The organism is Dyella sp. AD56, from assembly GCF_002878475.1.
Classification (GTDB): Bacteria; Pseudomonadota; Gammaproteobacteria; order Xanthomonadales; family Rhodanobacteraceae; genus Dyella.
This window is the reverse complement of record NZ_NRDP01000022.1, coordinates 128,187-147,452: the sequence shown is the minus strand read 5'-3', so window position 1 is coordinate 147,452 and position 19,266 is coordinate 128,187. Positions and strand designations below refer to the sequence as shown.

General features: G+C 63.9%; 15 protein-coding genes and 1 pseudogene. 4 read left to right on the top strand and 12 right to left on the bottom strand.

Going from position 1 to position 19,266, the window contains the following annotated elements:
- The 3 genes and pseudogenes from DyAD56_RS14530 to prpB all read right to left on the bottom strand — a co-directional run.
- Positions 1-574, bottom strand: a pseudogene (locus tag DyAD56_RS14530) (hypothetical protein); the annotation flags it as partial.
- Positions 575-1,023: 449 nt separating this feature from the next.
- Entirely contained in the window at positions 1,024-2,169 is a 1,146-nt protein-coding gene (gene prpC, locus DyAD56_RS14525; RefSeq protein ID WP_102303479.1) for a 2-methylcitrate synthase, read from the bottom strand.
- Between the two features lie 75 nt (positions 2,170-2,244).
- Positions 2,245-3,135, bottom strand: coding sequence for a methylisocitrate lyase (gene prpB / locus DyAD56_RS14520; RefSeq protein ID WP_102303478.1), 891 nt, complete (start codon positions 3,133-3,135; stop codon positions 2,245-2,247).
- A gap of 140 nt (positions 3,136-3,275) precedes the next feature.
- On the opposite strand from prpB, the gene DyAD56_RS14515 reads away from it, so the two are divergent.
- Positions 3,276-4,490 (top strand): citrate synthase family protein, encoded by a 1,215-nt coding sequence (locus DyAD56_RS14515; RefSeq protein ID WP_102303495.1) that lies wholly within the window; start codon positions 3,276-3,278, stop codon positions 4,488-4,490.
- A 9-nt stretch (positions 4,491-4,499) separates the two neighbouring features.
- Here DyAD56_RS14515 and prpE read toward each other — a convergent pair whose 3' ends face one another.
- Together prpE and DyAD56_RS14505 are read right to left on the bottom strand one after the other, a co-directional pair.
- On the bottom strand, positions 4,500-6,389 hold the full coding sequence (gene prpE, locus DyAD56_RS14510) for a propionate--CoA ligase (protein WP_102303494.1): 1,890 nt from the start codon (positions 6,387-6,389) through the stop codon (positions 4,500-4,502).
- Positions 6,390-6,513: 124 nt separating this feature from the next.
- The gene (locus DyAD56_RS14505; RefSeq protein ID WP_102303477.1) at positions 6,514-6,855 is read right to left on the bottom strand and encodes a hypothetical protein; all 342 of its coding nucleotides are present in this window, start codon (positions 6,853-6,855) and stop codon (positions 6,514-6,516) included.
- A gap of 116 nt (positions 6,856-6,971) precedes the next feature.
- Here DyAD56_RS14505 and DyAD56_RS14500 point away from each other — a divergent pair, with 116 nt between their 5' ends.
- Positions 6,972-8,006, top strand: a complete 1,035-nt coding sequence (locus DyAD56_RS14500) for a MerR family transcriptional regulator (RefSeq protein ID WP_102303476.1) — start codon at positions 6,972-6,974, stop codon at positions 8,004-8,006.
- Between the two features lie 64 nt (positions 8,007-8,070).
- Here the strand turns inward: DyAD56_RS14500 and DyAD56_RS14495 are convergent, their stop codons facing one another.
- Positions 8,071-9,057 (bottom strand): malate dehydrogenase, encoded by a 987-nt coding sequence (locus DyAD56_RS14495; RefSeq protein WP_102303475.1) that lies wholly within the window; start codon positions 9,055-9,057, stop codon positions 8,071-8,073.
- 75 nt (positions 9,058-9,132) lie between these two features.
- Complete coding sequence (locus tag DyAD56_RS14490; RefSeq protein WP_102303474.1) at positions 9,133-10,332, bottom strand: aminotransferase class I/II-fold pyridoxal phosphate-dependent enzyme; 1,200 nt, start codon at positions 10,330-10,332, stop codon at positions 9,133-9,135.
- Positions 10,333-10,595: 263 nt separating this feature from the next.
- Between DyAD56_RS14490 and DyAD56_RS14485 the strand changes: the two genes are divergently transcribed.
- Positions 10,596-10,853 carry a GlsB/YeaQ/YmgE family stress response membrane protein gene (locus DyAD56_RS14485; protein WP_102303473.1) on the top strand — a complete coding sequence of 86 codons (258 nt, stop codon included), beginning with the start codon at positions 10,596-10,598 and terminating at the stop codon, positions 10,851-10,853.
- Between the two features lie 51 nt (positions 10,854-10,904).
- Here DyAD56_RS14485 and DyAD56_RS14480 read toward each other — a convergent pair whose 3' ends face one another.
- The 3 genes from DyAD56_RS14480 to DyAD56_RS14470 all read right to left on the bottom strand — a co-directional run bounded on the left by DyAD56_RS14480 (position 10,905) and on the right by DyAD56_RS14470 (position 13,995).
- Positions 10,905-11,339, bottom strand: coding sequence for a YidB family protein (locus tag DyAD56_RS14480; protein ID WP_102303472.1), 435 nt, complete (start codon positions 11,337-11,339; stop codon positions 10,905-10,907).
- Between the two features lie 174 nt (positions 11,340-11,513).
- Positions 11,514-12,023 carry a peptidylprolyl isomerase gene (locus tag DyAD56_RS14475; protein ID WP_102303471.1) on the bottom strand — a complete coding sequence of 170 codons (510 nt, stop codon included), beginning with the start codon at positions 12,021-12,023 and terminating at the stop codon, positions 11,514-11,516.
- Between the two features lie 106 nt (positions 12,024-12,129).
- Positions 12,130-13,995: a D-(-)-3-hydroxybutyrate oligomer hydrolase gene (locus DyAD56_RS14470; RefSeq protein ID WP_233202460.1), complete on the bottom strand. Its 1,866-nt coding sequence runs from the start codon at positions 13,993-13,995 to the stop codon at positions 12,130-12,132.
- A gap of 130 nt (positions 13,996-14,125) precedes the next feature.
- Between DyAD56_RS14470 and DyAD56_RS14465 the strand changes: the two genes are divergently transcribed.
- Positions 14,126-14,782, top strand: coding sequence for a response regulator transcription factor (locus DyAD56_RS14465; protein ID WP_102303470.1), 657 nt, complete (start codon positions 14,126-14,128; stop codon positions 14,780-14,782).
- 30 nt (positions 14,783-14,812) lie between these two features.
- On the opposite strand, the gene DyAD56_RS14460 is transcribed toward DyAD56_RS14465, so the two are convergent.
- Both DyAD56_RS14460 and DyAD56_RS14455 read right to left on the bottom strand, forming a co-directional pair.
- Entirely contained in the window at positions 14,813-18,115 is a 3,303-nt protein-coding gene (locus tag DyAD56_RS14460; RefSeq protein ID WP_102303469.1) for a PAS-domain containing protein, read from the bottom strand.
- Positions 18,116-18,229: 114 nt separating this feature from the next.
- On the bottom strand, positions 18,230-19,246 hold the full coding sequence (locus DyAD56_RS14455) for a PHB depolymerase family esterase (protein ID WP_102303468.1): 1,017 nt from the start codon (positions 19,244-19,246) through the stop codon (positions 18,230-18,232).
- Positions 19,247-19,266 lie beyond the last annotated feature (20 nt).

Sequence of the window (19,266 nt, the reverse complement as noted above, 5' to 3'; positions counted from 1 at the left end):
CACCACCGGCGCCGCCCGTACCACCCGTGGCGGTGCCGCCGCCGGCCGTGCCACTGCCGCCGCCCGCATGCGAGTGACTGTGGTTATTGGCATTTGCGTCGCCGCCATCGTTGCCGCCGCCACCACTGCCGCCACCGGCCAGGGATGCGCCGAAGGCACCCGAATCACCCGATGAACTGCCTGATCCACCGGCATGACCACTTCTCGCATGAGCATCGCCGCCGTCGCCGCCGTCGCCGCCGTTTCCACCGATCGCCTTGCCACCGCGGCCATCACCGCCGCTACCGCCGCGTCCGCCGTTGGCGTTGCCGTTATTCTGTCCCCAGTTGCCGATACCCGACACGCTCAGGTTCGATACCGTGCCGTTGAGCGTACTGTTGGCAACCGCTTCACTCGTGTTGAAGGAATCAGCATAGCCACCGGAGCTTGCGGCGGAGCCGTATTGGCCCGTGGCATAGGTGCTGTAGTTATTGTTCGAATCACTGCTACCACTGTTGTGGTCGTTATCCGCGAAGGCAGGAAGCGCCAATCCCATTCCCAGCACGATCGCGGTAGCCAATAGAGTCTTACGCATAGTCATTACTCCTGGAACGATGCGGTGTGACCCCCTGTGTAGCTGGTGTTACGAGTCCAGCAACGCTACGTCGCAACTTGCATGCCATCCGGCACGACTCCACGTTCAGGCACGCGAATGCCACGAAATCAGCGACTTGAACGGGATCACGATCAATGAGTCTGGCTTTGCTCAGGCACCTGGATATTCGGAGTGACGCACCGTCGTTACACCACCCGCCAGCACTCACATCCACCGCAGACTGCAAGCGGTTAAACAACGGCAGGTGTTTCAATGCATTGGCGCACGTTGCATGGCCGCTGCATGGGCCATTGAACGGGTGTATCAGGCACGTTACACACCAGCACACGAAACGATAGCAATGTCGTACAGGGTCCTGAACCACAACGAAACTTACAAAAAAAGAGGGAGCCTTTCGGCTCCCTCTTCTGTAACACCTTGCCGACCGATCAGCGCTTTTCGATCGGCACGTAGGCCTGGTCTTCCGGGCCGGTGTAGTTGGCGCTGGGACGGATGATCTTGCCGTCCTCGCGCTGCTCGATCACGTGCGCGCTCCAACCGGAGGTGCGGGCGATCACGAACAGCGGAGTAAACATGGCCGTCGGCACGCCCATCATGTGATATGCGCTGGCCGAGAACCAATCGAGGTTGGGGAACATCTTCTTCTGTTCCCACATCAGCTTTTCGATCTTCTCCGACACGTCGAACAACGTCGGATTGCCACCCTCGGCGCAGAGCTTGCGCGAGATCTCTTTGATGATCTCGTTGCGCGGATCGGACACGGTGTACACCGGGTGACCGAAGCCAATGATGATTTCCTTGCGCTCGACGCGGGCGCGGATGTCCGCCTCCGCTTCGGCGGCATTGCGGTAGCGCGCGATGATTTCCATCGCTACTTCGTTCGCACCGCCGTGCTTGGGCCCACGCAACGCACCGATGGCGCCCGTGATGGCCGAGTACATGTCCGAACCGGTGCCTGCGATGACGCGCGCGGTAAAGGTGGACGCGTTGAACTCATGCTCGGCGTACAGGATCAGCGACTTGTCGAGCGAATGCGCGTGCAACTCGCTCGGCTTCTTGCCATGCAGCAGATGCAGGAAATGACCGGCAATGGACTCATCGTCCGTCTCCGTCTCAATGCGCTTGCCGTTATGGCTGAAATGGAACCAATACAGCAGCATCGAACCGAAGCTGGCCATCAGGCGATCGGCGATATCACGCGCGCCGGTGACGTTGTGATCGTCCTTCTCCGGCAGCACGGTACCCAGTACCGAGCAACCGGTGCGCATCACGTCCATCGGATGCGTGGCGGCCGGCAACAGTTCCAGTGCGCTCTTGACCGGCGCCGGCAGGCCGCGCAGGCGCTTGAGCTTGGCGCGGTAGGCGTTCAGTTCCGCCCAGTTCGGCAGCACACCGTGCACCAACAGGTAAGCCACTTCCTCGAAGCAGCCCTTGGCCGCCAGGTCGTGAATGTCGTAGCCACGGTAATGCAGGTCGTTGCCGCTGCGGCCCACCGTGCACAGCGCGGTGTTGCCAGCGGCCACGCCCGAAAGCGCGACGGATTTCTTGGGCTTGGGAAGGGTTTGCTCGCTCATCGGATACGTCTCCTCAATGCATGCGACTCTGCTGGCCACGACTGGAATACCGTGGCCGGCGAATGGGGTGGCTGGTCAGACCGGTTTCTGGCTGGCGAACAGCGCGTCGAGCTTGTCCTCGTAGGCGTTGTAGCCGAGGAAGTCGTACAGATCCGCGCGGGTCTGCAGCGTGTCGATGATGTTCTTCTGCGTGCCTTCGCGGCGCACCGTCTCGTAGAAATTGAGCGCGGCCTTGTTCATGGCACGGTACGCACCGCAGCAGTACAGCGCGATGTCCACGTTGGCGGTGCGCAGTTCGTCGGTGGTGAAGAACGGGGTGGAGCCAAACTCGGTGAGGTTAGCCAGGATCGGCACCTTCACCGCGGCCTTGAAACGGCGATAGTCCTCAAGCGTCGTCATCGCTTCGGGGAAGATCATGTCCGCACCCGCTTCCACGTAAGCACACGCGCGATCGATGGCAGCATCAATGCCTTCCGCAGCGGCGGCATCGGTGCGCGCCATGATCACGAAGCCGGCATCGGTGCGGGCGTCCACGGCCGCCTTCACGCGGTCGACCATTTCTTCCTTGGGCACGACTTCCTTGCCGGGACGATGGCCGCAACGCTTCTGACCGACCTGGTCCTCGATGTGCACGGCGGCCACGCCGACGTTGATGAACGAGCGGATCGTGCGCGCGATGTTGAATGCGCCACCCCAACCCGTATCGATATCCACCAGCAACGGCATCTGCGTGGCGTCGACGATGCGGCGTGCGTCGGTGAGCACGTCTTCCATGGTCGAAATGCCCAGGTCGGGAATACCCAACGAGTTGGCGGCGACACCGCCGCCGGACAGGTAAAGCGCCTTGTAACCCACGCGCTTGGCCATCAGGCCGGCGTAGGCAGTAATGGCGCCCATCACCTGTAGGGGACTTTCGGCGGCGACGGCAGCGCGGAAGCGGCTACCGGCGGATTCGGGGAGGGGCATGCTGATTCTCCTAAACCTCATATTGTAGGCGATGCGTTGGCAAGGCCATGTCGCGGCGCAGTACACGCCGCGGCACAGACAACACTCTGTCACTGCACGATGTATTGATCAATCTTGATCGACAGGATCAATATGTCCACATGCCTGTAGAACACCTTTCTGCCCAGGAAGCCGCCAAGCGGCTGGGCGTCAGCTCGGCCACGCTGTACGCCTATGTCAGCCGCGGCAAGATCGACTCACGCCCCGGCCCCGACGGACGCAGCCGTGAGTATCGCGCCGACGATATCGAGCGACTGATCGAACGCAGACAGGCCGGACGGGGCGCCGCCAAGGGCGCGGCGCACAGCCTGACCTGGGGCTTGCCGGTGCTGGAAACGCGGATCTCGCTAATCCGCCCGCACGGCCACTACTACCGTGGCGAATCGGCGATCGCGCTGGCCCGCGACGGCGCCAGCCTGGAAGACGTGGCGCGTCTGCTCTGGGGCGGTGATAGCGATCCGTTCAACGCCACGCCTGCGCGCGTATGGCCCGCTGTCGTGGCGATGTTGTGCCGCCGGGAGGAAGTACCGCCGATGGAACGCACGGCATCGGCACTGCCCCTGCTCGCACTCTCGTCGCCCTACACACTCAGTACCGATCCGTTGCAGCGGCGCGAGTGCGCCGCGCGCCTGCTGCGCGAAACCGCTGCACTGTTGTGCGGCACGCGCCCCGACCGGCGCCCCATCCATCGCCTGATGGCGCAGACGTGGAAGCCCGGCGACGAGCCGCTGGCAGAACTCGTGCGCAGCGCACTGGTGTTGTGCGCGGACCACGAACTCAACGCATCGGCGTTTGCCACGCGCGTTGCCGCATCCACCGGTGCGAGCTTGCACGCATCGGTCAGTGCCGGCTTGGCCGCACTTTCCGGGCCGCAGCATGGCGGTGCAGCGGCACGCGCGCACGCCTTTATCCAGCAGGCACTGCGAGAGCGTCGCCCGGGGGATCATGTACGTGAGCGCCTGCGCCGCGGGGACGAGTTGCCTGCCTTCGGGCACCCGCTCTATCCGGAGGGCGATCCACGCGCAGCGCTGTTGCTCGAGATGCTCAGCGACGTGCATCCGCGCCTTAGCGGCATGGCGCGCATCCGCCAGCTCGCCGATGCAGTGCACGACAGCGTGGGCCGTCAGCCAGCGCTGGACTTTGCCCTGGCCGCCATCGCGACGCTGCACGGTCTCGACGCCGACGTGGCGATCTCGCTGTTCGCAGCAGGACGCATGGCCGGTTGGTTAGCGCATGCGCTGGAGCAACAGGACTACGGCGGCCTGATCCGGCCCCGCGCCAACTACGCCGGCCAACCGCCCGTACGGCGCGACTGACTCCTTGCATCAAACATCGGAACCGCGATCCAACGCGCGCCGTACTTCCTCCAGTGCGCCGGGATCATCCAGCGTGGAGAGGTCACCCGGATCGGTGTGTTGCACTAGCGCCTGCAGCGAACGCCGCAGCAACTTGCCAGAGCGCGTCTTGGGCAAAGCATTCACTACGTAGACGCGTGCTGGACGGGCCAGCTTGCCGAGCTGGTCGACCACGCGCTGCTGCATGGCCTTCGCGACGTCGCTCGATCCTTCGGTCACGCCCTGTCTGAGCGTGGCGAACACCACCGGCACCTGCCCTTTCAGTTCATCCTGCATGCCGATCACTGCAGCCTCAGCGCACGCCGGATGTGTCGCCACGGATTCTTCGATCTCACGCGTGCCCAGCCGGTGCCCTGCCACGTTGATAACATCGTCGGTGCGCCCAAGGATGTTGGTGTAGCCGTTTTCATCGCGGATCGCCCAATCCAGCGAGCTGTAGAGCAGCTCCTTGAAATGGCCGAAGTAACTGGCGACATAACGCGCATCATCGTCCCATACCGTGGAGAGGCACCCCGGCGGCAAGGGTGGCACGAACACCAGCACGCCCTTCTGATGGGGCGGGAGCTCTTCACCCGTGACTTCGTCGATCACCTTTATGCGATAACCCGGCGCGGGCAATCCAGGCGAACCGAACTTCACCGGCTTCAGATCGAGGCCTGGCATCAGCGTGATCGCTGGCCAGCCGGTTTCTGTCTGCCAGTAGTTGTCGATCACCGGTACACCCAGGCCTTCGGTAATCCAATGCGCGGTCGGTTCGTCCAGCGGTTCGCCAGCAAGGAACAGCCATTTCAGTTTGGACAGGTCGTACTTCTTCAGCCAACTTGCATCCTGCTTTTTCAACACGCGGATGCCGGTCGGCGAAGAGAACATGGTGCGCACACCGTAGCGCTCGCACAGTTGCCACCAGATGCCAGGGTCCGGATGCGTAGGCAGCCCTTCGTAAAGCAACGACGTAGCACCACCGATCAACGGCCCGTACACGTTGTACGAATGCCCCACCGCCCAACCCACGTCCGAGGTGGAAAACATCACCTGCCCCGGCGCGACGTCGAAGATCGTCGCCATCGACATCGCCATGGCTACGGCGTAGCCGCCCACATCGCGCTGGATGCCTTTGGGCTTACCGGTGGTGCCCGACGTATACAGCAGGTAGCTGGGTTCGTTTGATTCCAGCCATTCCACCGGCACCTCGGCACCTTCGTACGAGGCGCGCAGGCTGGCATAGTCGAGATCGCGGCCGGCCACGCGCGTCATCTGTGGGTCGAGCCCGCGATCGACGATCAATACGTGCGGCGGCCGATGCGTCGCCTCATCCAGCGCCGCATCCACCAGCGGCTTGTAGGGAATGACCTTGCCGCCGCGCATGCCGGCGTCCGCGGCAATCAGCAGCTTCGGCGCGGCATCGTCGATGCGCAAAGCGAGATTGTGGGCCGCGAAGCCGCCGAAAACCACCGAATGAATGGCGCCGATGCGCGCACATGCCAGCATGGCAAACACGGCTTCAGCGATGTTGGGCAGATAGATCACCACACGATCGCCCTTGCCGACACCCAGCGAGGCGAGCACCGCCGCGAACGTGTTTACCTCGCGATACAGGTCGCGATAGGTGAACTCGTTCGTGATGCCGGTTTCGGCGGAAATCGCCACCAGCGCCAACTGGCCACCGCGCGCGTCCAGATGCCGGTCGACGGCGTTGTAGCAAAGGTTGGTGGTGCCGCCGACGAACCACTGGCGAAATGGCGGATGGGAAACATCGAGAATGCGCTCGGGCGGCGTGTGCCAGTGGATGCGTTGCGCCTGCTCCGCCCAGAAGGACTCCGGCTGCTCTATCGATCGCTGATAGAACTCCTCGTAGCGCATCGCGATCACCCTCACTTCAACGGCTGATCGGTCTAGCCTAAATCAGCCATACCCTGCAGGCTGTGCGACCTTGGTCGAGTCGCGCGGACGGTAGCCATGCGTGGCAACCGTCCGCATGAATACCTTAGAGGCAGGACACCGCTGCATCGCGATAAGCAGGGTTGTAGTCCTTCTTGCTGTTCTGGGTTTCGTACATCATGACCTGCGCGCCGGTACCATCGGCCGTCACGCTGATCAGCTCGTTCGCGCCCGACTTGTCACGTCCCGTCAGCTCACCCGACTGATCCTTGTGCGATGCGCTAGCCTCGGCCGTCTCCGCCCACTTCGCGCGCACGCATTCCAGATAGGTGGGAATGTCCTTGTTGGTACGGCTGCTCATCTTGGGCGTGGTGTCGCGCAGGCCATGCATGCCACCGCAGGCGGTCAGGAGGGCGCAGCAAGTGGCGATCGCAAATAGTTGCTTCATATCCGGCTTCCAGTCGAGGATCCGCTGATTTAACCATGAAGCGGCGCCGGACGGAGAGGCTTGACCCTCACGTCGCGTAAGCCCCCAGAGTGCGTGGCACGTAACGAGGACACCCCATGGAACTGACCGTAGGCGAACTTGCAAGGCGCAGCGGACTCACCATCCGCACGCTCCACCACTACGACGCCATTGGCCTGCTGGTGCCCTCGCTGCGCTCCGCTGCCGGCTACCGGTTGTACGACCGGGCCAACATCGAACGCCTGCATCGTATTCAGGCCCTGCGCCAGTTGGGCTTGTCGCTGGCCGACATCGGAACTGCCCTGTCCGGGCCTCAGGCCCCGCTGACCGACGTGATCGAACGCCAGATGGCGCAACTCGATCACGAGATCACCAAGGCAACACGGTTGCGCAAGCAACTGGGCCTGCTACACGCGCAGCTGGCGTCCGGACAGTCCCCCGATCTGGCCGACTGGCTGGACACTCTGGAGCTGATGACGATGTTCGAGAATTATTTTTCTAGCGAGGAAATCAAGCAACTGCCGCTACTGCATGACGCAGCCACCCGTGCCGAATGGAGCGCCATGGTCAGCACTGTGCAAGCGGCGATGGACCGTGGCGTTTCACCGGAGGCGCCCGAAGCGCAGATTTTGGCGCTCCGCTGGATGCGCACACTCTACCGAGACACCAGCGGCAATCCGGATTTCCTGGTGCGCCTCAATCGCATGCATGACAACGAACCGGGCTCCTGGGATGCGCAAGGCGTCTCGCTCCCCATGCGGCGTTTCATCGAAGAGGCCTTTGTGGAAGGACGGTTGGCGATCTACCAGCGCTATCTGAAGCCCGGCGAATTCGCCTTCATGCGTCAGCACTATGGCGCGACCTTCAACGCCTGGCCGCCACTGCTGGCCGCGTTGCGCAAGGCGATGGTGGATGGTGTACCGCCAGGCGATCCTCAAGCCCGTGAGCTCGGCAAACAGTGGGCAGCCTTGTTCCGCGCCTACGCGGGCGACGATCCGGCCACCCATGAACGTATCCGCGAAGCCCACGCGAAAGAGCCCGATCTCACCGACAGTTCGTGGTCCGACGAGGCGCTGATCGGTTATGTCAGGACCATCCTCGCCGCGTTGCAGGCCACACCACGCGCGCATTGATGTGCCCACACGCAACAAGGGCGGCCCATGGGCCGCCCTTGTTGTGGCAACGATGACTGTTCGCTTACTTCTTGGCGAACAGGTGCTCGACGCCGGCGCGCTCTTCGCGCAGTTCCTTGTTGGTAGCATCCATGCGGCCACGCGAGAACGCGTTGATGTCCAGGCCCTGCACGATGGCGTACTTGCCGTCCTTCACAGTCACCGGATAGCCGTAGATCACGCCCGGCTCGATGCCGTACGAACCGTCGGACGGAATACCCATCGAGGCCCAATCACCTTCCGCGGTACCCAGTGCCCAGGTGCGCATGTGGTCGATGGCGGCCGAAGCAGCCGAGGCGGCGGACGAAGCGCCACGCGCCTTGATGATGGCGGCGCCGCGCTGCTGAACGGTCGGAATGAAATCGCTCTCGTACCAGGCCTGGTCGACCAGCGACAGCGCCGGCTTGCCGTCCACGGTGGCGTGGTGCAGATCCGGGTACTGCGTGGAGCTGTGGTTGCCCCAGATGGTCATCTTCTTGATGTCGGTGTTGTGCTTGCCGGTCTTCTCGGCCAGCTGCGACAGCGCACGGTTGTGGTCCAGACGGACCATCGCGGTGAAGCACTTCGGATCGAGGTCCGGGGCGTTCTGCTGAGCAATCAGCGCATTGGTGTTGGCCGGGTTGCCGACCACCAGCACGCGCACGTCACGCTTGGCATGATCGTTCAGCGCCTTGCCCTGCGGGCCAAAGATGGCGCCGTTGGCTTCGAGCAGATCCTTGCGCTCCATGCCCGGGCCACGCGGACGCGCACCGACGAGCAGCGCGTAATCCACATCCTTGAAGGCAACGTTGACGTCGTCGGTGGCGACTACGCCAGCCAGCGTCGGGAACGCGCAATCGTTGAGTTCCATCACCACACCCTGCAGCGCAGGCAGCGCCGGGGTGATTTCCAGCAGATGCAGGATTACCGGCTGGTCCGGACCCAGCATGTCGCCCGCAGCAATGCGGAACAGCAGGGCGTAACCGATCTGGCCGGCAGCGCCGGTAACGGCAACACGAACGGGTGCTTTCATCGGAGAAACTCCTTCAACTTGGCTAGGACTTACAAAAGACAAGGCCCGCGCCAACCGGCACGGGCCCCAAAACCGTCAGGTCAGTTCAGCAAAGAACGCCTGGATACGTTCCAACCCGGGCTGCAATTGTGCAGTCGGGCAGGTATAGGAAATGCGCATGGCGCGCGACTCACCGAAGGCCGAGCCCGGCACACAGGCCACGCCCTTGGCTTCCAGCAGTGCAGCGCAGAAATCGACGTCATTGTCGATACGCTGACCGTTATGGCTCTTGCCGAAGGCCACGGAGATGTCCGGGAACGCGTAGAACGCGCCCTGTGGCGTCGGGCACACCACGCCAGGAATCGCACGCAGCGCGTTGACGACCACGTCGCGCTTTCCGGCGAACTCTTTGCATTTGGCCTGCGGCACGTCCTGCGGGCCCGCGAATGCAGCCACGGCGGCCGCCGTAACGACTTCCGGCACGCTGGTGATGTGGTTGGAGTTGAGCGTGGTGATGGCCTTGGCCACGTTCTCGGGGCCTGCGATGAGGCCCACGCGCCAACCCGGCATGCCGTAGGTCTTGGACACGGAGTCGACGAAGATCAGGCGATCCTTCAGCTCCGGCTTTGCATGCACAAAGTTGTGGTAGCCGATGCCATCAAACACCATCGAATTGTAGATGTCGTCGGTGATGATCCAGGTGTCCGGGTACTTCACCAACACCTCGGCAAGCGCAACGATTTCATCGCGCGTGTACACCATGCCCGTCGGGTTGGACGGGTTGTTGAACAGGAACACCTTGGGCTTGCGCGCGAGCGCCGCGTCGAGCTGTGCAGGCGTGAGCTTGTAGTTCTGCTCGGGGCCGCAATGCAGGATGTTGGCCTTGGCGCCAAGGATGTCCGCGATATCGCGATAGGTCGTCCAGAACGGCGCGGCAAAGGCGATCTCATCGCCTTCGTTCAACAGCGCTTCGCCCAGGTTGTACAGCACCTGCTTGGCACCGATGCCGATGGACAAGTTGGCGCGGCCATAGCCCTTGAAGCCGAGCTTTTCGATATGCACCAGGAAGGCATCGAGCAGCGCATCCGCGCCACAGTTGCTGCCGTACTGACCGGAGTCGTGCTGGAGTGCTTCGCGCGCGGCGGCATACACATGCTCGCCGGGAAGAAAATTGGGAACACCAATGGAGAAGCTGATGATGTCGCGACCGGCAGCCTTAAGCTGCTTGGCCTTTTCGGCGATGACCATGATCGCGCTGGGCTTGGCGCGACCGACACGCTGGGCGAGCTGGGGCATGACTTCCTCTTGTTCGGGGACAGACAGGGAAAGACAGCAAACCCGGCAATTTTAGCATGTGGCGGCGCGTCATCCGCCCATCCGGCATGGTCAGATGGTCGAATTCCCCATCCCGGAGGTGCGCTTACATGTGGGTAAGCGCATCATGGGCTTGCCAGACCGCCCGGCCCGGATGGGGCCGGATGGATGGCAGGGGCCCGCCGGATGCAGGCCAGCCGTTCTGAACAGGAGACCTTTCCAACGCTCACCAAGGACATACGCGTATGCATTGGTTATGGGTAATCATTGTCGGTCTGGTCGTAGGCATCATCGCCAAGGCGGTAACCCCGGGCAAAGAGGCCATGGGGTGGATCATCACCGCCATCCTCGGCATTGCCGGTTCGTTCATTTCCACCTACGTCGGCGAAAAACTGGGGTGGTGGCCGGAAGCCGGTGTCATGCACTTCATCGGATCGATCATCGGCGCGGTCGTGCTGCTGGTGATCTATCACGCACTGTTCCGTCGCGGCGCCACTTCGTAACGCCCTCGTTCCGGCGGCGCCTTGCGCGCCGCCGGAACGTCTTGCAGGTTCTCAGGCAGCCTTGCCGCCACCGCCAAACAGCTTGCCCGCCAGCGAGGCGAGTGAACCCAGATCGAAACCACCCTGCCCTTGTGCCGGCACTTGGCCATCTGGCGTCAGGTGATCGACCGCATGCGGCAGCACCTGCGAGAGCTGGCCGAGCAGCTGACCCTGGTCCACGCCCATCTTGCTCGCCGCTTCCTGCAGCACCGAACCGAGGCCGCCATTCTGCAGGGCCTGCCCCAGTTGCTCACTGGACACTTGCTGGTTGGTACCCGAGCCGACCCACGACTGCACCGCATCGCCCAGGCCATGCTGCTGCAGCGTGGACACCAGCCCCTGCACGCCACCTGCCTTATCGATGAGCTGGCCGGCAATGGCCACGAGATTAGAACCGCCGGCCTGATTGCCCTGCGCGGCACCGAGTAGATCGTTGAGGAAAGACATGGCCGTACCTCCATGGAAAGGGAAAAAATGCGCATCGCGCGATGCACATCACGCGCCGTGTGGAGCCGCTCGATTCTAGGCCTCGAAAAGTCACTTAGCCATGACAGAGAAGGCTGAAAAAAAGCCGCCGTCATTACTGACGGCGGCTTCTTCACGCAATCAACACGAATGGGATCAGCCGCGCTCGTCGAGCACCGCGTTCCATTCCTTCACGCGATCGGCCTGGGCGGCCAGCAGCGCGTCCACGTCGCCTTCCACAGTGACCTTCTCGATCACGTCGCCCTGGTGGATCGCATCGACCACGGCCTGGTCTTCCGCGCTCAGCACTTCGCCGAACACGCTGTGCTTGCCGTCAAGCCACGGCGTGGCGCCATGGGTGATGAAGAACTGGCTGCCGTTGGTGCGCGGACCGGCATTGGCCATGGACAGCACGCCCGGCTTGTCATGGCGCAGCGAGGGGTTGAACTCGTCTTCGAAACGGTAGCCCGGGCCACCGCGACCACTGCCTTCGGGGCAACCGCCCTGGACCATGAAGTCGGCGATGACGCGGTGGAACGACAGACCGTCGTAATAGCCGCGACGGGCCAGATTGACGAAGCTGGCCACGGTCACCGGGGTCTTGTCATCGTGCAAGCGCAGATGGATGGGACCGCGGTTGGTGGTGAAGGTGACGTTGATGGTCATCGGTATTCCTTGATTCTCGAAAGCGGCGCGCAACCACGCGCACCCTGCGGGCCGGCAAGGATACCCCACCCAGCGTGACAGTCCGATCCCCCGCGCCCCGAATGGCTCAGCCCGGGCCCGGCGTCCAGGCGGCCGGCAGATCCAGGGCCTCCTTCAACAGGGCACCCGTACCCCGCGGCGTCGAAACCGGCGTCGGCACCAAGGCCGGCCAGGGTGCACCTTCATATAAATGGGCCCACAGGCGATCCAGTGCCGCGTAACCGTAAGGCAGTAGCGGCACGTGCTGGGCGCCGAAGCCAGGTATGGGGAGGAACGCATCGAAATGCTGGGCGTGCGGTACTTTCCAGTACAGCGGATGCGCGCCCCCTGCCCGAAGCCACGCCACGTACGGTTCCGAGGTGAAGGTGGTAGGCAGCAACCCATCGGAAGCGCCATGCACCACCCATAGGGGCAAGCTGGCGCGCGGCATCTTCACCGTTGTTGCTGCAACACCATCGCGCAGTGGCTGGGTGCTGGCATCGGTGTCATCCCACAACGAGCGCAGGCAAAGCGTGCCTGGCAAGGTGGGGTCGGCCGAATGGTCGGTACCGCCGAACAGGCCCACGCCGTTGCCCGGTGGAATGCCGGATGCATCCGCCCACCAACTCGCCTTGGTGGCAGCATCGACCGGCCCCGGCGCACCGTGCGCTCCCAGCCCGGCGTAGTGGAAACCGCATGGCATGTCGTCCGGCCCACGACGCATGTATGCCGAGGCGTAGCCCGCCGTGATCGCACGCCACAAATCCAACGCCGTAGTGGAAGCGGCAGTGGTCATGGCGTCATCCGTCCAGCCACCGGCGCGCAGGTGCTCATAGGCCTGCGCTGCCTGTTGGGCGACACGCGTGCCACTGACCAGTCCATGTTCGTGCAGTTGATGGCAACGCTGCGCCCACGCGGGCGGTACGTCGCCCTGCGGCGTACGCGCCATGGGCGCGCTGTCGAACCGCGCGTCGACCAACGCACAGGGAAGCCATATCGCGGCATCGGTGGCGTAATCGAACAACGCGCGTCCCTGCCCTGGCACACGCACATTCGGTTCCAGCGCCACCACGCCAGCGAGCAGATGCCCGTCGTCCAACCCAGCGGCCTGCAGCACGGCACCGCCGCCATTGGACAAACCCGTCGCGATGATGCGCGTGTTCTGCGCCGTGAACGGCGCCTGCTCGGGGAAGGCGCGATCGAGCATGGCCAGCCCGAACTGCGCGGCCTGCAAAACGTGTCGGCCCCAGTCGGCCTCGGGGTTGTCGCCCGAATGCAGGTGCTTGACGGCGATGTCGCCGTGCGTCGCTTCCTTGGCCGGCTCAAATTCCAGCGTGGTGCTGCCGCGCTTCGCGCGAGTACCGTCGAGCGCAACACCCGTATCGTCGGCGGGGTCGAAATAACCGCCGCCGGTTCCCTTGTCCGTATAAGCCACTGCGCAACCGCGCGGCAGGCCCCACGCACCCGCAAGCGCAATAGCGCCATAGATGCCTCGCGAACCCGAGGATGCCGTCACTACCAGGCAGCGATGCGAACGGTCGAAATTGTCCGGCACCTGCAGCAACACGCGATGCGGCGAATGCGCGTCCGGTATCCACGCGAAGGCTTGGTATTCACGGCCCGGCACGTTGGGCACGGCGCCGTAGACGTGCCCGTAGCCGCCGAGCGGCCCCAGGTCCGCAATGCCCTTCCAACTGGTCTGGATCGCGCGGCGCCGCAACTCCTTCGGCGTCGGTTGCAACGGATGCGCGATGGACGAAGGCGCGCCGGCTAACCCGTCCAGCCCCAGGCCAGCGCTGAGCAGGTCATCGCCCTGGCGGTGCTCGGTCACACGTACCTCACCGCGCACGAATTCGGGGGCCTGCATGCCGGACTCCTTGGTGACGCTCGGCGCCGCGCACGAGGCGAGCAGCGGAACGAGCAGCAACGTCCATCGGGAAAGGGGGTTAGTCATGACCACCACCATAACAAGCAGGTGCGCGTCTGCCATCGTACGAAAGTCCAGCATGTCACCGATCACCCCGGCGTGATGGGGTGACTATCTGACCTCGACGCAGGCCTTCGCCTTGGCTAACGTCAGCGCTATGACACGCCTGCTGATCGCCGACGACCATCCGCTGTTTCGCGCTGCACTGCGGCAAGCCGCCAACGACAGCGTGGAAGGCTGCGACGTGGTGGAAGCCTCCGACCTGCACGGCGTGCTCAACGCCCTCGCTGGCGATCCCGATATCGACCTGGTGCTGCTGGACCTGCACATGCCAGGCAGCCAAGGCTTATCGGGACTGGCGACCCTGCGTGGCCAATTTCCCAGCGTGGCCGTGCTGGTGGTGTCAGCACATGACGAGGCGCGGACCGTGCGCCGCGCACTGGACCATGGCGCGGCAGGCTTCATCCCCAAGAGCGCCACCCCGGCCGAGATCGCCCAAGCCATCCGCAGCGTGCTCGACTGCGGCCGTTGGCTGCCGTCGACATTGGCTCAAGCCGTGGCGGCATTGCCCGCCGACGCTGCCGACGTGGACCTCGCCTCCCGCCTCGCGCGACTGACCGAGCAGCAATACCGCGTGCTGTCCTTGTTGGGCGAGGGTCTGCTCAACAAACAGATCGCCGATCGCCTGACGATCCAGGAACGCACCGTAAAGGCACACGTTACCGCCATCTTCGAAAAGCTCGGCGTGCGCAACCGCACTCAGGCGGGCGTGTTACTGCGTTCGCTGGACTTGGCGGAGTCGGCGCGGATCTGACCGCCTCTACATAGAACTCAGCGCGACGCGCTATGGCCGTGCCACCGCCACCCGCTGCAACACCTGCCGCAATGCCAGCGGCTTGAGCGGTTTGTACAACACGCCGATACCGCGATCGAGCAGACGCTGGCGCAAATCGCCATCGCGGTCGGCCGTGAGGATGACCGTGGGCACGCGGCTCCCATCGCCACCCAGCGCGCTCAGGACATCCAGCCCCGTGCAACCGCCGTCGAGGTGGTAGTCGAAGATGTGTAGATCCGGCACCCACGGCGCCGCACGCGCCTGCTCCAACGTGCGCGCCGCGTGCACCTGCCAACCCCAGCCATCCAGCAACACGCAGAGTGCCGACAACGCTGCGGGCTCGTTATCGAGCACCAGCGCACGCCCAGCCGACAAAGGCTGTGGCTCGAATACGGACGGCGAAGGTTGCGGCGCGGCCAGTGCCAGCGGTACCGACAAGGCGAACACGCTGCCACGACCCGGCCACGATTGCAGGCTGATGGGGTGATCGAGCAACGCCGCCATACGCTGCGCGATCGACAGACCCAGGCCAAGACCCTGCCCGCCCGCCGCACTGCCGCGACGGAACTCGTCGAAGATCCATTGTTGCTCGCCCGCCTCGATGCCGGGCCCGTTGTCCCATACCTGCAGCAGTAACCTCCCGCTGCGACGGCGCACGCCGAGCACCACGCGGCCGTGCTCGGCATAGCGCAACGCATTGGAAAGAAAGTTTTGCAGCACGCGGCGCAACAACTGAGGATCGGAATGCACCCAATGGTGCGTGCCGACGACATCGAAGCGAACGCCTTTGTCGCTCGCCATGGCCAGGAATTCCGCCGCCAGCGGATCAAACACATCAGCCAACGCAAAGCCGCGCATCTGCGGCTGCAATCGGCCCGCTTCCAGTCGGGCCATATCGAGCAAACCGGCAAGCAGACCCTCTGTGGACGACAACGCGCCGTGCAAGTGCCGCACAGTGGAAGGATCCGTGCCGCGTTCGGCCAGGGCATGCGCGAACAACTGCGCGGCATGCAACGGCTGCATCAAGTCATGGCTCACTGCAGCAAGGAAACGGCTCTTGGCCTGGTTGGCGCGCTGCGCTTCGGCCGTCGCGTCGACCAGAGCGCGCGTGCGCTCATCGACACGCTGCTCCAGCGTTTCGTTTGATGCCTTGAGTGCAGCCTCTGCCTGGCGAAAGGCCGTGACGTCAGTAAACGTCGCCACGAAACCACCGCCCGGCATGGGATTGCCGCGGATCTCCACGATGGTTCCGTCCGGGAAGCGACGCTCGGAAAGATGACGCGTGCCTGCGCGCATGTGGGTCAGACGTCGCTGCACGCCTTCATCCGTCGCGACGGTGCCGATCATGCCTCGCTCGATGTTGTAACGCGTGAGATCCGCGACCGGACGCCCAACCTGCAACAGCTCGGACGGATAGCCGAACAAGCTCGCGTAACGGCGATTCCAGGCCACCAGTCGAAGTTCTGCATCCACCACGCAGATGCCCTGGCTCATATTCTCCAGTGCCGCTTCGAGCACACGCTGATTGAAGCGCAGATCCTGCGCCGCTTCGCCGACGATGGCGGCCACCGTATCCAGCTCCTCGCGGCGCTGCTGCCGCACGACTTCCAGCAAAAGACGCGAAGATGCCGCGCCGATCACTGCCGCCAACTCATGCTCCACCGCCGCGACGCGCGCGTTGCCAGCCACGCCTTGCTTCGGGGCATCCAGGAACAAATGCTCGACACGCTCGGCGGGAAGAAACCGCGAGGCCAGCGCATGCAACTCCGCCACGCCGATATCGCCCACATTGACCGCGCGTGGCGCATGACCAAAGCGCGAACCGGTCACAGCCATCATCACGGCCACATTGGCGATCAAGCTGACCACGACTGCCCGCGCGAGCCGACTCCAATCGTTAAGGCCAAGCAAGCCGTCTGGTGCGAGCCACGCGATACCGAATGGGCCACTCTGCCACCACGCCGGCCCGTGCGGCTGCATGGCCGGCAGCAACGCGTACAGCCAGACGAGCGTGCCTATCGCTAGACCCATCGTGACCGCACGCGGCCCCAACTGCGGCCGGTACACCGCCGCCAATAACGCGGGAGCTAGCCCCGCCAGCGCGGAGAATGAAATGGCGCCGATATCCGCCAACGCGTCGTTACGCGCCAGTACGCGGCTATAGCCCCAAGCCAATAGGATCACCACGAGAATGGCAACCCGCCGCTGGTTGATCACCTCGCCGCGCAGGTCACCGCTTTCGTCGCGCCCCCAACCCGCGCGCACACGCAACGGCGCTATGAAGTGGTTCACGATCATCAGGCTCAACGCCAGCGTCGCCACCACCACCATGCTGGTCGCCGCACTCAGACCGCCGAGGAACGCCAACAAGGCCAGTCCGTGCTGCCCGCGCGCAAGCGGAAGCGCCAGCACATAGAGGTCCGACGGCACGCCGCCGGGGCCCAGCCAAGCATCACCCAACCGCGCCAACGGCAGCAGCGGCAACGAGATCAGCAACATATACAACGGGAACAACCAGCGTGCCGTGCGCAGATGCGAGGTATCACGGCACTCCACGACACCCGCATGGAACTGGTGCGGCAAGGTAAACATCGCCAACGCGCCTAACAGGATCAGCGCAGGGAACCCGGTGCTGTCGTGCTGCGTGGCGGCACTCGCGACCAGCTCGCGGCTTTGAGGTGACAACAGTAGCGTGCCCAGTGCCAGCATGGCTCCCAGCTTGAACAGCGACTCGAACGCCATCGCCAGCACGAGGCCGCGATTGTGTGCCATCGCTGATGCGCGCCGCGTGCCGAACAGCATGGCGAACAAGGCCATCAGCAAGGCGACGTAGAGCGCGCTGTCCTGCCAGGGGTTGGCCTCGTTGAGCTGCCCGCGGCTGAGCATGCCGTAGCTCATCGCCACGGCCTTCAACTGCAGCGCGATGTAGGGGACGATGCCGATCAGCACCACCACCGTCACCAGCGCCGCCAAACCGGTATGCCGCCCAAGGCGCACCGCGATCAAGTCGGCCAGCGAGCCTGCGTTGTAGTCACGCGCCAGTTGCACCAATCGTCGCAACACGGCAATGGCGAACACATACATAAGGATGGCACCCACGAACGTCGGCGGCAGCCACCAGCCAGAACGACTGGCCTGCGTGACCGTGCCGTAGAACGTCCATGAGGTGCAGTGAATGGCGAGCGACAGCGCATAGACGATGGACCAGCGTCGCTCGAACAACGCCGGCCGGCGTTCGCCGATCAGGGCCACGCCAAACAGTAGGCCAAGCCAGACGAGTGCCGCGGCAGTGATGGTGCCGGCGGTCAGCATGGGAAGGCGTGCCTTGCCAAAGATGACGCAAAACTCAAGCTCATGCGCCCCCACCTACCGTCATCCCGGCCCACCCCTCAGCCCAGCCCTCTCCCCGAAGGGGAGAGGGAGAAATCACGGCAAGCCCAAGGCTTTGACAGCATCCACCACCCAGCGCGCCTGCACGCCCTGACGGCTGTCGTAGTTGTCTCCCGAATATCCCCACCAGTCCCAGCATGCCTGCGGATTCATGGGCGCGGTGCTCGCGCGGGTTTGAGGATACAGGACGACTACGTCGTACACGTCGGCCCAGCGATTGAACCCGGCATCGTTCACGAACGCCTCGCCGACAGCGTCGGCGTTCTGCTTGCAACCATGAAACGCCACCATCAGGCCGCAGCGCTTGCCAGCGGCGCAATCGGGCGGCAGATAGACATAGCCCGTTGACGCAAGGAAGGCGTCTGCACCACCGGGGCGATACGCGTCCTGGTTGAAGCGGCGCAGCTCGCCCTTGGGTGCCGAAGCGTCGTGTGCCGGTTTGCCGAACATCTGGCGGAAGATCTCGCCTGCTGCATCAAACCCGCAACGACCAAGATACGGCGAGACGGACTTGTCGCAATCATCACCCGTTGCAGCAATGGGCAGATTGTGTGCAAAGACGCGCCCACCATCGTCCGTAACCTTCAATGATTTGAGAGTAGGTTCGGTGTCACGCAGTTGCTCGTAGAACCGGACGGCGGACTCCGCCACCACTGGTGCCACCACGGCGTCGTCCTTACCGTGCAGCAGGTAGACCTGACCATGCGCGAGGCCTTTCAGTGCGCCGATGTCGCCGGAAGCAGCACGCTGCTTTGCCTTTGCCGCCAGCGCCGCCGCATCCGGCGCCGGCACACCTTTCATGCACGTGCTGAGTGCCAGGTCCAACCGCCCCGCCGCGCACCCGAACGGGCCGCCAGCCACCAGCGCTGCCGATGGGAACAGTTCGGGGTACGCCAACTGCATCTGCGTCGCCATGTATGCGCCGGACGAGAGACCAGCCACTGCCACCTTGGCCGGATCAAGCTTCAGCTTCGGCAGTGGCTGCGCCTCGTCCGCACAGGCGACACCGGACAGCAGGAACACACCACACAGCAAACCGGTCAGGTGTCGCATGCGCATCTCCTTGGCGAGAA